At 55.0% G+C, this 12,564-nt stretch carries 12 protein-coding genes, 1 tRNA gene and 1 rRNA gene; 8 read left to right on the plus strand and 6 right to left on the minus strand.

Annotated features, from left to right (window positions below; translation table 11 throughout):
• Positions 1–48: 48 nt before the first annotated feature.
• Together groL and SK62_RS19070 are read right to left on the minus strand one after the other, a co-directional pair.
• On the minus strand, positions 49–1,695 hold the full coding sequence (gene groL, locus SK62_RS19065; RefSeq protein WP_015572446.1) for a chaperonin GroEL: 1,647 nt from the start codon (positions 1,693–1,695) through the stop codon (positions 49–51).
• A gap of 39 nt (positions 1,696–1,734) precedes the next feature.
• A complete protein-coding gene (locus tag SK62_RS19070; RefSeq protein WP_003855929.1) occupies positions 1,735–2,028 on the minus strand; it encodes a co-chaperone GroES in 294 nt (97 codons plus the stop codon).
• A gap of 178 nt (positions 2,029–2,206) precedes the next feature.
• On the opposite strand from SK62_RS19070, the gene yjeH reads away from it, so the two are divergent.
• Positions 2,207–3,454, plus strand: coding sequence for an L-methionine/branched-chain amino acid transporter (gene yjeH, locus SK62_RS19075; RefSeq protein ID WP_032646955.1), 1,248 nt, complete (start codon positions 2,207–2,209; stop codon positions 3,452–3,454).
• Between the two features lie 23 nt (positions 3,455–3,477).
• Here the strand turns inward: yjeH and SK62_RS19080 are convergent, their stop codons facing one another.
• Complete coding sequence (locus SK62_RS19080; protein WP_003855925.1) at positions 3,478–3,942, minus strand: FxsA family protein; 465 nt, start codon at positions 3,940–3,942, stop codon at positions 3,478–3,480.
• Between the two features lie 335 nt (positions 3,943–4,277).
• Between SK62_RS19080 and aspA the strand changes: the two genes are divergently transcribed.
• The 5 genes from aspA to SK62_RS19105 all read left to right on the plus strand — a co-directional run bounded on the left by aspA (position 4,278) and on the right by SK62_RS19105 (position 9,861).
• Entirely contained in the window at positions 4,278–5,714 is a 1,437-nt protein-coding gene (gene aspA, locus SK62_RS19085; RefSeq protein ID WP_015572444.1) for an aspartate ammonia-lyase, read from the plus strand.
• A gap of 116 nt (positions 5,715–5,830) precedes the next feature.
• Positions 5,831–7,132 carry an anaerobic C4-dicarboxylate transporter gene (locus SK62_RS19090; RefSeq protein WP_003855921.1) on the plus strand — a complete coding sequence of 434 codons (1,302 nt, stop codon included), beginning with the start codon at positions 5,831–5,833 and terminating at the stop codon, positions 7,130–7,132.
• Between the two features lie 113 nt (positions 7,133–7,245).
• Positions 7,246–7,569: a divalent cation tolerance protein CutA gene (gene cutA, locus SK62_RS19095; RefSeq protein ID WP_003855908.1), complete on the plus strand. Its 324-nt coding sequence runs from the start codon at positions 7,246–7,248 to the stop codon at positions 7,567–7,569.
• Positions 7,545–9,236 (plus strand): protein-disulfide reductase DsbD, encoded by a 1,692-nt coding sequence (locus SK62_RS19100; RefSeq protein WP_017694687.1) that lies wholly within the window; start codon positions 7,545–7,547, stop codon positions 9,234–9,236. Before cutA ends, SK62_RS19100 begins: the two co-directional genes overlap by 25 nt.
• A 49-nt stretch (positions 9,237–9,285) precedes the next feature.
• Complete coding sequence (locus SK62_RS19105) at positions 9,286–9,861, plus strand: transcriptional regulator (protein WP_017383972.1); 576 nt, start codon at positions 9,286–9,288, stop codon at positions 9,859–9,861.
• Here the strand turns inward: SK62_RS19105 and SK62_RS19110 are convergent.
• Positions 9,858–10,448 carry a LysE family translocator gene (locus SK62_RS19110; RefSeq protein WP_017694688.1) on the minus strand — a complete coding sequence of 197 codons (591 nt, stop codon included), beginning with the start codon at positions 10,446–10,448 and terminating at the stop codon, positions 9,858–9,860. The genes SK62_RS19105 and SK62_RS19110 overlap by 4 nt on opposite strands.
• A gap of 37 nt (positions 10,449–10,485) precedes the next feature.
• A complete protein-coding gene (locus SK62_RS19115) occupies positions 10,486–11,331 on the minus strand; it encodes an AraC family transcriptional regulator (protein WP_017694689.1) in 846 nt (281 codons plus the stop codon).
• 169 nt (positions 11,332–11,500) lie between these two features.
• Here SK62_RS19115 and SK62_RS19120 point away from each other — a divergent pair.
• Both SK62_RS19120 and SK62_RS19125 read left to right on the plus strand, forming a co-directional pair.
• Positions 11,501–11,576, plus strand: a tRNA-Phe gene (locus SK62_RS19120).
• 113 nt (positions 11,577–11,689) lie between these two features.
• Positions 11,690–12,307, plus strand: coding sequence for a DUF2238 domain-containing protein (locus SK62_RS19125; protein ID WP_026094410.1), 618 nt, complete (start codon positions 11,690–11,692; stop codon positions 12,305–12,307).
• 107 nt (positions 12,308–12,414) lie between these two features.
• Here SK62_RS19125 and rrf read toward each other — a convergent pair.
• Positions 12,415–12,530, minus strand: a 5S ribosomal RNA gene (gene rrf / locus SK62_RS19130).
• Positions 12,531–12,564: the final 34 nt, after the last annotated feature.

A 12,564-nucleotide genomic window follows, 5' to 3' on the forward strand; every position in this document is an offset into this window, starting at 1 on the left:
CGGGCATTGCTGCCCGGGGTTCGTTCTGAGAGGTTCAGAACAACATGATTACATCATGCCGCCCATGCCACCCATGCCGCCCATACCACCAGCAGCACCTAAGTCAGGCGCGTCGCCTTTAGGCAGGTCGGTCACCATGCACTCGGTCGTGATCATCAGACCAGCTACAGATGCCGCGTATTGCAGTGCAGAACGGGTCACTTTAGTTGGATCCAGGATACCGAAGTCGATCATGTTGCCGTATTCTTCAGTTGCCGCGTTGTAACCGTAGTTACCTTCACCCGCTTTCACGTTGTTCGCAACCACAGACGGCTCTTCACCGGCGTTGGACACGATCTGACGCAGAGGAGCTTCCATCGCGCGCAGCGCAACTTTGATACCCACGTTCTGGTCTTCGTTCTGAGCAGTCAGGCCAGCCAGTTTAGCGGCTACACGCACCAGCGCGACACCACCACCAGCAACCACGCCTTCTTCTACCGCAGCACGGGTCGCGTGCAGGGCATCGTCAACGCGTGCTTTCTTCTCTTTCATTTCAACTTCGGTAGCCGCACCGACTTTGATTACCGCTACGCCGCCTGCCAGTTTCGCTACGCGCTCCTGGAGTTTTTCACGGTCGTAATCGGAAGTTGCTTCTTCGATCTGCTTACGGATCTGACCAACACGGCCCTGAATAGCAGCTTCTTCACCCACACCGTCGATGATGGTGGTGGTGTCTTTGTTGATCACAACGCGTTTCGCCTGGCCCAGGTCTTCCAGGGTCGCTTTTTCCAGCTCCATACCGATCTCTTCGGAGATCACGGTACCGCCAGTCAGGGTAGCGATATCCTGAAGCATCGCTTTACGACGATCGCCGAAGCCAGGTGCTTTAACCGCTGCCACTTTCACGATGCCACGCATGGTGTTAACCACCAGAGTCGCCAGCGCTTCGCCTTCAACGTCTTCAGCAATGATTACCAGCGGCTTGCCTGCTTTCGCAACGGCTTCCAGCACTGGCAGCATTTCGCGGATGTTGGAGATTTTCTTGTCAGCCAGCAGGATGAACGGGCTTTCCAGCTCAACAGCGCCAGTTTCTGGCTTGTTGATGAAGTATGGAGACAGGTAACCGCGATCGAACTGCATACCTTCAACCACGTCCAGTTCGTCTTCCAGACCAGTACCGTCTTCAACGGTGATCACGCCTTCTTTACCGACTTTATCCATCGCTTCAGCGATCAGTTTACCTACGGTTTCGTCGGAGTTAGCGGAGATAGTACCAACCTGAGCAATGGCTTTAGAGTCAGAGCACGGTACGGACAGCGCTTTCAGTTCTTCAACAGCAGAGGCGACAGCTTTGTCGATACCACGTTTCAGATCCATTGGGTTCATGCCCGCAGCAACGGCTTTCAGGCCTTCGGTGATGATCGCCTGCGCCAGTACGGTCGCGGTGGTGGTGCCGTCACCGGCAGCGTCGTTCGCTTTAGAGGCAACTTCTTTCACCATCTGTGCGCCCATGTTTTCGAACTTGTCTTCCAGCTCGATTTCACGTGCAACAGAAACACCATCTTTGGTGATGGTTGGCGCGCCGAAGGATTTGTCCAGCACTACGTTACGGCCTTTCGGGCCCAGAGTGACTTTCACTGCGTCTGCCAGTACGTTTACGCCGCGGAGCATTTTTACACGAGCGTCGTTACCGAATTTTACGTCTTTAGCTGCCATGTTCTTATTTCCTCAAATTCGTACAGTTTCGTGCGTTAATTACGCTTCAACAATTGCCAGAATGTCGCTCTCGGACATGATCAACACTTCTTCATTGTCGATCTTCTCGGATTTCACGCCGTAGCCATCGTTGAAAATGACGATGTCACCAACTTTAACGTCCAGTGGCTGCACAGTTCCGTTTTCCAGGATGCGGCCCTTACCGACAGCGATGATTTCGCCACGCGTTGATTTTGCTGCTGCTGAACCGGTCAGAACGATGCCGCCAGCAGACTTGGTTTCAACTTCTTTACGTTTGACGATCACACGATCATGTAACGGACGAATACTCATTGATAGCTCTCCTTTGAGAAAGTCATTATCAGTTATGGATGACGCCGGTCCGCATGCGGTTTTCCGGCTAGTGCCCTGAGAGATGGGGATAGCTTTTTACCCCTTCAAGGGGTAATCGAAAAAAAATTTGCGAAAGTGTTACCATCCACTCTCTTTTGATGGTCGCGGGACGAGGTAAATGAGTGGACTCAGGCAGGAGTTGGGGCTGGCGCAGGGCATTGGCTTACTCTCAACGTCTTTATTAGGCACGGGGGTATTTGCGGTTCCCGCGCTGGCGGCATTGGTTGCCGGCAATAACAGTCTTTGGGCATGGCCGGTGCTGATCGTGCTGGTGTTTCCGGTGGCGATTGTCTTTGCCATACTCGGGCGGCACTTCCCGAGCGCAGGCGGCGTAGCGCATTTTGTCGGCATGGCGTTTGGGCCGCGGATGGAGCGCGTCACCGGCTGGCTATTTTTGTCGGTGATACCCGTTGGCCTTCCGGCAGCCCTGCATATCGCAACCGGCTTCGGACAGGCGCTGTTTGGCTGGCACGATGAACAGCTGCTGCTGGCTGAACTCGGTACGCTGGCCATTGTCTGGTGGGTTGGCTCGCGCGGGGCCAGTTCCAGCGCCAATCTGCAAACGCTGGTCGCCGTGTTAATTGTCGCGCTGATCGTCGCCATCTGGTTTGCGGGTGACATTACCGTGGCGGATATTCCTTTCCCCGCGATTAACGACATCGACCACGCACAGCTTTTCGCTGCACTATCCGTTATGTTCTGGTGTTTCGTCGGTCTGGAGGCGTTCGCTCATCTGGCATCCGAGTTTAAACAGCCCGAGCGTGATTTCCCCCGCGCCCTGATGATTGGCCTGCTGCTGGCGGGTACCGTGTACTGGGCCTGTACCGTACTGGTGCTGCACTTCAACGCGTTCGGTGAAGAGAAAGCCGCCGCCGCGTCGCTGCCGGGCATCGTGGTGCAGCTGTTTGGCGTTAAGGCCCTGTGGGTAGCCTGCGTGATTGGCTATCTCGCCTGCTTTGCCAGCCTCAACATCTATATTCAGAGCTTCGCCCGGCTGGTGTGGTCTCAGGCACTTTATAAACCGGATAGCCCCCTCTCACGCCTGTCAAAACGTCAGCTTCCGGTGAATGCGCTGAATACCGTACTGGGCTGCTGCGTGGTGAGTTCCCTGGCCATTTATCTCCTCGACATCAACCTTGACGCGCTGATTGTCTACGCCAACGGTATTTTCATCATGATCTACCTGCTGTGCATGCTGGCGGGCTGTCGGCTGCTGAAAGGTCGCTTTAAGGCGCTGGCGGCTGTCGGGTGTGTCCTGTGCCTGATGCTGCTGGCGATGGTAGGATGGAAGAGTGTGTACGCCATCGTCATGCTGGCGGGGCTGTGGGTGTTTTTACCGAAGCGGCAAGATCCGCAGGCCCGGTGAGCGAGCGCCACCGGGCCACAAACTCACCGATCGTCTTTATGATCTAACCGGTCGCGCTGCTCATCCTTACGCTGGTATTCCCCTTCAAAGGTATCCCCCGGGCCGGTGCTGAAACCACCGCCTGGCATACGGCTGAAACGCAGGTGCGGCAGCAGCTTCATGGTCAGATGCTTCTGCACCGGCGGCAACAGCAACAGCAGGCCGAGGAAGTCGGTGAAGAAACCAGGCAGGATCAGCAGCAAACCAGCAATAATCAGCGACACGCTTTTGATCATCTCGGCGGCCGGGCTTTCGCCTGCGGCCATCTTCTGCTGCATTAACAGGAAATTTTTGAAACCCTGATTGCGCACCAGCGACATGCCGATGACGGAGGTGAAGATCACCAGAATCAGCGTCAGCAGGACGCCCAGCACATGGGCAACCTGGATGAAAATCGAAATCTCAATGTAAACATAAAGAAAGAAAGCAATAAATGGTATCCAGCGCACTGGCATCTCCTGTGTGGCAGGTGCCTTCAGGCCCCTGACTGAATGTGTTCGCGAAGCGCGTAGATAAGAAATGGTGACGGTTAGCCAAAATTCAATCGGTTTGCACGGATATTTTTTCTGGAAATATTAAAGCGGTGACATATTTCACAGATTAATAATTATCATGAAATCGGGTCGATAATAAGTGATCCAGCTTACGGCAATTCGCTATCATCAGCATATGATCTCGAACATCTGGCCGATTGAGGGAATAATCGTCGGTCATAAAATATTCAAAACCACATATATACTGTGTGTTTAGTACAATCCATCGGCAGCTTGAAAAGAAGGTTCACATGTTAAACAACATTCGTATCGAAGAAGATTTGTTGGGTACCAGGGAAGTTCCAGCGGATGCCTACTATGGTGTTCACACTCTGAGAGCGATTGAAAACTTCTACATCAGCAACAGCAAAATCAGCGACATCCCTGAATTTGTGCGTGGCATGGTGATGGTAAAAAAAGCCGCGGCTCTGGCGAACAAAGAGCTGCAAACCATTCCTAAAAGCGCTGCAAATGCGATTATCGCCGCGTGCGATGAGGTGCTGAACAACGGCAAATGCATGGATCAGTTCCCGGTCGACGTCTATCAGGGCGGCGCGGGCACCTCCGTCAACATGAACACCAACGAAGTGCTGGCAAACATCGGCCTGGAGCTGATGGGTCATCAGAAAGGTGAATACCAGTACCTGAACCCGAACGACCACGTTAACAAATGTCAGTCCACCAACGACGCCTACCCAACCGGCTTCCGCATCGCGGTGTATGCCTCTATCGTCAAACTGGTCGACGCGATTAATCAGCTGGGCGATGGCTTCCAGCGTAAAGCCGTTGAGTTCCAGGACATCCTGAAAATGGGCCGTACCCAGTTGCAGGACGCGGTGCCAATGACCCTCGGACAGGAATTCCACGCGTTTAACGTGCTGCTGAATGAAGAGACCAAAAACCTGCTGCGCACGTCCGAACTGCTGCTGGAAGTGAACCTGGGCGCAACCGCCATCGGTACACGCCTGAACACGCCAGATGGCTATCAGCAGCTGGCGGTACAGAAGCTGGCTGAAGTGTCCAACTTGCCGGTTGTGCCTGCGGAAGACCTGATTGAAGCTACCTCAGACTGCGGCGCCTACGTGATGGTGCACAGCGCACTGAAACGTCTGGCGGTGAAACTGTCCAAAATCTGTAACGACCTGCGCCTGCTCTCCTCCGGTCCGCGCGCTGGCCTGAATGAAATCAACCTGCCAGAGTTGCAGGCGGGTTCATCCATCATGCCAGCTAAAGTGAACCCGGTGGTGCCAGAGGTGGTGAACCAGGTTTGCTTCAAGGTTATTGGTAACGATACGACCGTCACCATGGCCTCGGAAGCCGGTCAGCTCCAGTTGAACGTGATGGAGCCGGTGATTGGCCAGGCGATGTTTGAATCTATCCATATTCTGACCAACGCCTGCTACAACCTGCTGGAAAAATGCATCAACGGCATCACCGCGAATAAAGAAGTGTGTGAAGGCTACGTCTATAACTCCATCGGCATCGTCACCTACCTCAACCCGTTCATCGGCCACCACAACGGCGATATCGTCGGGAAGATTTGTGCCGAAACCGGTAAGAGCGTGCGTGAGGTGGTTCTCGAGCGAGGATTGTTGACCGAAGCCGAACTGGACGATATCTTCTCCGCCCAGAACCTGATGCACCCGGCATATAAAGCGAAACGATATACCGATGAAAGCGAACAGTAACCGTTCAGGCTAAGCTTCCGAAAGGCACGTCACTTGTGACGTGCCTTTTTTCTTTATGGGCGTTACCAAAACACAACAATTCAATATCAACTTGTTAATGAGCAAGGCAGGTCTTTATGTTTGGAGCAGAACTCGTCATCGTCCTGTTGGCGATTTATTTGGGCGCACGACTCGGGGGTATCGGCATCGGTTTTGCCGGCGGTCTCGGGGTGCTTGTACTTACCCTGATCTTTCAGATTAAACCCGGCGCAATCCCTTTTGACGTTATCGAAATCATCATGGCGGTTATTGCTGCTATCGCGGCTATGCAGGTCGCAGGCGGTATGGACTACCTGGTGAGCCTGGCGGAGCGTATGCTGCGTCGCCATCCGAAATACATCACCTTCCTTGCCCCGCTGGTGACCTGGTTTATGACCATCCTCGCCGGTACTGGCCATACCGCTTTCTCCACGCTGCCGGTAATCACCGAAGTGGCGAAAGAGCAGGGTATTCGCCCGTCTCGCCCTCTTTCTATTGCCGTGGTCGCCTCCCAGATTGCGATTACCGCCTCGCCCATTTCCGCGGCGGTGGTCTTCTTCGCGGGTATCCTTGAGCCGATGGGCGTAAGTTACCTGACGCTGCTGGCAATCTGTATTCCGGTGACGCTGATTGCGGTAATGATCACTGCCGTGCTGTGTAACTTCCTCGGCGCCGAGCTGAAAGACGATCCGGTTTACCAGGAACGTCTGGCAAAAGGTGAAGTGAGCCTGCGCGGTAGCCAGGTCTTCGAGCTGAAGCCGCATGCAAAACGCTCCGTGCTGCTGTTCCTGATTGGTATCGTCGCCGTGATGTTCTACGCCACCGCCATCAGCGATACGGTAGGTCTGATCCAGAACCCGGTTCTGCCGCGTAACGAAGCCATTGTGGTATTTATGCTGACCATCGCGACGCTGATTAGCATCACCTGTAAAATCGACACCAGCGAAGTGCTGAACGCCAGCACCTTCAAATCCGGCATGAGCGCCTGCGTGTGCGTGCTGGGCGTGGCGTGGCTCGGCGATACCTTTGTGAAAGCGCACATTAGCGATATCCAGACCGTTGCAGGCGACCTGCTGCACAACTATCCGTGGCTGCTGGCAGTAGTGCTGTTCTTTGCCGCGACGCTGCTGTACTCCCAGGCTGCGACCACCAAAGCGCTGATGCCTGCGGCACTGATGCTGGGCGTGACGCCGTTGACGGCGATTGCCTCTTTTGCAGCGGTTTCCGCCCTGTTCGTGCTGCCCACCTACCCAACCCTGCTGGCCGCGGTTGAGATGGATGACACTGGCTCAACCCGTATTGGTAAATACGTGTTTAACCACGCGTTCCTGATCCCGGGCGTGGTGGCGATTACGCTCTGCGTGATCCTCGGCTTTATCATCGGCGGCATTGTGCTGTAAACGATTAGCCGTTGTAAAAATAGTTAAAATCGGGCCGCTCTGCGGCCCGTTTCATTAATGACCAACCGCCTTGCGTGATATAGTGAAGACTTTCGTGATGAGGAGGTCGACTTGTGAACACGCCTGATGCTGTTGTTGTACTGTGCACCGCCCCTGATGAAGCTTCTGCCCAGGATCTGGCCGCCAAAGTGTTGGCCGAAAAACTGGCTGCCTGTGTCACACTTCTTCCCGGCGCCACCTCCCTTTATTACTGGGAAGGTAAGCTGGAGCAAGAGTACGAAGTCCAGATGTTGCTCAAAACCAACCTGACAAACCAGCAGGCGCTCCTCGACTGCCTCAAGTCTCATCATCCATACCAAACCCCGGAGCTGCTGGTTCTGCCAGTGGTCCACGGCGATAACGATTATCTCTCATGGCTCAACGCTTCATTACGCTGATCCTGCTGCTGTGCAGCACGTCAGCTTTTGCCGGATTGTTTGACGCACCCGGCCGTTCGAACTTTATTCCTGCCGACCAGGCGTTCGTTTTCGACTTTCAGCAAAACCAGCACGATCTCAGTCTCACCTGGCAGGTGAAAGAGGGTTACTACCTCTATCGCAAGCAGGTCAGCATCACGCCGGCAAAGGCGAACGTCGGCGCATTGCAGATGCCCGCTGGCGAGTGGCACGAGGACGAGTTCTACGGTAAGAGTGAAATTTATCGTCAGCGCTTAAGCGTGCCCGTCACGGTGAATCAGGCGGATAAAGGCGCTACCCTGACGGTGACGTATCAGGGCTGCGCCGATGCGGGCTTCTGCTATCCCCCTGAAACAAAGGTCGTTCCGCTTAGCGAAGTGAAAGCGGCGGCCTCCCCTCTCCCCTCAGGGGAGAGGGGCGAAGGCAAAGCCGCTTCAGACCTTCCGTTCTCAGCGCTTTGGGCGTTATTGATTGGTATCGGCATCGCCTTTACGCCCTGCGTACTGCCCATGTACCCGCTTATCTCTGGCATCGTGCTGGGCGGTAAACAACGCCTTTCCACTACCCGCGCGCTGTTGCTGGCCTTTATCTATGTGCAGGGCATGGCGTTAACCTATACGGCGCTCGGCCTCGTGGTCGCTGCTGCCGGATTGCAGTTCCAGGCCGCCCTTCAGCACCCTTATGTGCTTATCGGTCTGTCAGCGGTGTTTATTCTGCTGGCGCTGTCGATGTTTGGCCTGTTCACCCTGCAACTGCCCTCTTCCCTGCAAACCCGTCTGACGCTGATGAGCAACCGTCAGCAGGGTGGCTCTGCGGGCGGCGTGTTCGCCATGGGTGCCATCGCCGGGCTGATTTGCTCCCCCTGCACCACTGCGCCGTTGAGCGCCATCCTGTTATACATTGCTCAGAGCGGCAACCTGTGGCTCGGCGGCGGCACGCTGTACCTCTACGCGCTCGGCATGGGCCTGCCGCTGATCCTGGTGACGGTGTTTGGCAATCGTCTGCTGCCGAAGAGCGGACCGTGGATGGAGACGGTGAAAACCGCGTTTGGTTTTGTCATTCTGGCGCTACCGGTATTCCTGCTGGAGCGCATCATTGGTGATGTGTGGGGTACACGTCTGTGGGCGATGCTCGGCGTGGCCTTCTTCAGTTGGGCGTTTATCGTGAGTCTGGGGGCGAAGAAACCGTGGATGCGCCTGCTACAGATCCTTCTGCTGGCGGCCGCGCTGGTGAGCGTCCGTCCACTACAGGACTGGGCGTTTGGCACCCCGGCAGGTCAAACGCAGGCTCATCTGAATTTTATACAGATTAAGAACGTGGATGACCTTAACCGCGCCCTGGCGCAGGCGAAAGGCAAACCGGTCATGCTCGATCTCTACGCCGACTGGTGCGTGGCCTGCAAAGAGTTTGAAAAATACACCTTCAGCGATCCGCTGGTACAACATGCGCTGAGCGATACCGTTCTGCTCCAGGCGAACGTTACCGCCAACAGCGCGCAGGATAAGGCTCTACTGAAGCAACTTAATGTGCTCGGGCTGCCTACCATCCTGTTCTTCAATGAACAGGGGGAAGAACAGCCGACGCAGCGTGTAACCGGGTTTATGGACGCAACGACATTCAACGCGCATTTGCGCAATCGCCAACCGTAAACAACACTTTAGACGGGACAAACCGTTGGGAATAGCGGAGGAGATAACCGTGCAACGCGAAGACGTACTGGGACAAGCCCTGCAATTGCTTGAGATTCAAGGGATCGCCAGCACCACGCTTGAGATGGTCGCCGACCGTATTGATTACCCTCTGGATGAACTTAAGCGCTTCTGGCCGGATAAAGAGGCGCTGCTGTATGATGCCCTGCGCTATCTCAGCCAGCAGGTGGATATCTGGCGCAGGCAGCTGATGCTGAATGAAGAGCTGACCACCGAGCAAAAGCTGCTGGCGCGCTATACCGCACTGACGGAGTGTGTAACCAACAACCGTTACCCAGGCTGTCTGTTTATCGCCGCCTGCACCTACTATCCGGATCCCGGACACCCCATCCATCAACTGGCAGATCAGCAAAAACGTGCCGCGCACGAGTTCACACACGAGCTGCTGACCACGCTTGAAGTGGATGATCCGGCAATGGTCGCGAAGCAGATGGAGCTGGTGCTGGAAGGTTGCCTGAGCCGCATGCTGGTGAACCGTAGCCAGGCGGATGTGGATACGGCGCACCGTCTGGCGGAAGATATTTTGCGGTTCGCGCAGTGTCGTATGGGTGGTGCTCTGACCTAAGCCAGCATTCCCGTCCAGGCGGAAATAAACAAGCACAGCGCCATCGCGCGCTGAAATCGCACCATCGCCACGGTGGTGCGGAAAATCCGGTTCACCGCCTTCCCCAGCCACGCCCAGCACAACAAACAAGCCACGGAGATCGCCAGAAACCATAGCGCCATCAGCGCAACATCCCGAAATGCATGGTCGCTTGCCGGAGCAAACAGGCTGACAACTGCCAGCGCCATCATCCACGTTTTTGGGTTTACAACCTGTAATAACGCCGCCGCCCGCGCGGTAAACCGGACATGGCGTCTGGAGGAGAGATTCGCGGCCGGGGCGCTAAACAGCTGCCAGCTCATCCAGGAAAGCCACAGCACGCCCGCCCAGCTCATTACCTGACGTATCAGCGGATACTGGCGTAACACTTCTCCTGCCCCAGCACCTGAAACCAGAACAATAGCGCTGGCGGCAATACACCCGCCCAGGATCGCAGGAAACGTATTTTTTACGCCAAAGTGCTGACTGTTAGCCAGTACCAGAATATTGGTTGGCCCCGGTGTAATCGAGGCGACAAATGCAAACAGCAGGAAGGGTAATAAATTCACAGGTGACTCCTTTTTTATTAGAGCCACGAATGTGCCGTTATTTTCTGGAAACGTCTGGAAGGTTTGTGCACAACCGACGGTAGTGTGCCGGAGAAATACGGTATGCCCGCTGGAACCAGCGACCAAGATGGCTTTGATCGGCAAAACCCACTGCCGCCGCAACATCAACAGGCAGTTCCCCACACGCCAGCATCTGTCGGGCCTTTGCCAGGCGCAGCTGGATAAGCCAGGCGTGCGGCGCCAGGTGAAATTCGCGCTTAAAACAGCGGGTGAGCGTAAAGCGATCTATACCCGTCTCACGGGCAAGGTCTGACAGCCCCACGTTCTCGCCGATATGCGCATAGAGATAGTCGCGGGCACGATGCGCCACGGCGGAGCTTTGTAGCTGAGACGGGAGTTTCTTACGCCAGTGGCAGTGGGCAGTGATCTGAGAGAGCAGGTTATCCATTGTGCTCTGTTGGACGATCTTCATCTCATCGTTATGCAACGAGGCAAATGTATCACCGATAGCGCGCACCAACTGAGGCTCTCGCGTCAGCGTTTGGGCAAAGTGGAGGGTGTAGCTCCCGGGAGTAGAGTCGTACAGCCCTTGAAGCGTACGGGTGAGCCAGTGTTCATCCAGATAAAAGGTCAGATAAGTAAAGCCCCCCTCTATCGGCGCATCACCGTCATGGATCTCCCCGGGCTCAAGTAAAAAAGCATCGCCCGGCTGGCTACGGTGGCGTTCACGGCGACAGTGGAACTGCTGGGTGCCGGAAAGGGTTATTCCGACCAGATAGCTATCATGCCAGTGGGGATCAAAGGCATGTCCTTCGAAATGCGCCTTAATTGTCTCAATACCTGTTTCTGCATGCTGACGCAGCTCAAGCCAGTCGTTTGCCATACTGCCCTCCTCTTACCGTCAGCATTGTCACATCTTGCCTGAACTGTCTGGAAGATTTGTGCAATTCCAGGGCACAAACGGACAGATTGCCGCAAACTTAAGCAGTTGAACAGCTTTTCCCGAAATAATGTTGACGATCGCGCGCGATTGCGGTTTAATGCGCTCCGTTGCCCGGATAGCTCAGTCGGTAGAGCAGGGGATTGAAAATCCCCGTGTCCTTGGTTCGATTCCGAGTCCGGGCACCACTATTTAAAGAACCCAGCCTATGGCTGGGTTTTTGCTTTTCTGTATCTGCTACGCATTGAATTTTCCCTTCTGTCAGGTAATAGTGATTTTTTTCCCTGACAATGAAAATGATATGACCTTATCTGCTTTAAAAGTCGGGTCACTGCTCCTGCTGTTGATCCTGTTTTATACCGGCCTGTTCACGAGCGATCGCATCACCTGGCTGATGGAGGTGACGCCCGTCATTATCATCATCCCACTTCTGCTTGCCACGCATCGGCGATACCCCCTGACTCCCCTTCTCTATACCCTGGTTTTCTTCCACGCCATCATTCTGATGGTTGGTGGTATGTACACCTATGCAAAGGTTCCGGTTGGTTTTGAGGTTCAGGAGATGCTCGGGCTTAGCCGAAATCCGTATGACAAGCTCGGTCACTTCTTCCAGGGGCTGGTTCCCGCACTGGCAGCGCGAGAAATTCTGCTGCGCGGTGGGTATGTTCGTGGACATAAGATGACGGGATTTCTGGTGTGCTGTGTTGCTCTGGCCATTAGCGCCACCTATGAACTCATTGAGTGGTGGGCAGCTTTGGCAATGGGACAGGGTGCGGATGATTTTCTGGGGACGCAGGGCGATCCATGGGATACCCAGTCTGATATGTTTTGCGCGCTGCTTGGTGCGTTAACGACGGTGCTGATCCTTGGGCGTTTCCATCAGCGGCAATTGCTTCGTTTGAATGTTTGTCAGGGATAGTACGCTCTGAGTTGCCGGGTGGCGGCTTCGCCTTACCCGGCCTGCCGTTTTTCAGCAAACAAACGCAAAAAGGCCATCCTTCCGGATGGCCTCTTCACTTGTTTGATGCCTGGCAGTTCCCTACTCTCACATGGGGAGACCCCACACTACCATCGGCGCTACGGCGTTTCACTTCTGAGTTCGGCATGGGGTCAGGTGGGACCACCGCGCTAAAGCCGCCAGGCAAATTCTGTTAATCTGTATCAGGCTGAAATTTG

It is taken from the genome of Enterobacter sp. BIDMC109 (assembly GCF_001037885.1).
Classification (GTDB): Bacteria; Pseudomonadota; Gammaproteobacteria; order Enterobacterales; family Enterobacteriaceae; genus Enterobacter; species Enterobacter hormaechei_C.

Coding starts and splice junctions, on each gene's coding strand:
- groL (WP_015572446.1), bottom strand. CDS start 1,695: ATGGCAGCTAAAGACGTAAAATTCGGTAACGACGCTCGTGTAAAAATG.
- SK62_RS19070 (WP_003855929.1), bottom strand. CDS start 2,028: ATGAGTATTCGTCCGTTACATGATCGTGTGATCGTCAAACGTAAAGAA.
- yjeH (WP_032646955.1), top strand. CDS start 2,207: ATGAGTGGACTCAGGCAGGAGTTGGGGCTGGCGCAGGGCATTGGCTTA.
- aspA (WP_015572444.1), top strand. CDS start 4,278: ATGTTAAACAACATTCGTATCGAAGAAGATTTGTTGGGTACCAGGGAA.
- SK62_RS19090 (WP_003855921.1), top strand. CDS start 5,831: ATGTTTGGAGCAGAACTCGTCATCGTCCTGTTGGCGATTTATTTGGGC.
- SK62_RS19100 (WP_017694687.1), top strand. CDS start 7,545: ATGGCTCAACGCTTCATTACGCTGATCCTGCTGCTGTGCAGCACGTCA.
- SK62_RS19115 (WP_017694689.1), bottom strand. CDS start 11,331: ATGGCAAACGACTGGCTTGAGCTGCGTCAGCATGCAGAAACAGGTATT.
- SK62_RS19125 (WP_026094410.1), top strand. CDS start 11,690: ATGACCTTATCTGCTTTAAAAGTCGGGTCACTGCTCCTGCTGTTGATC.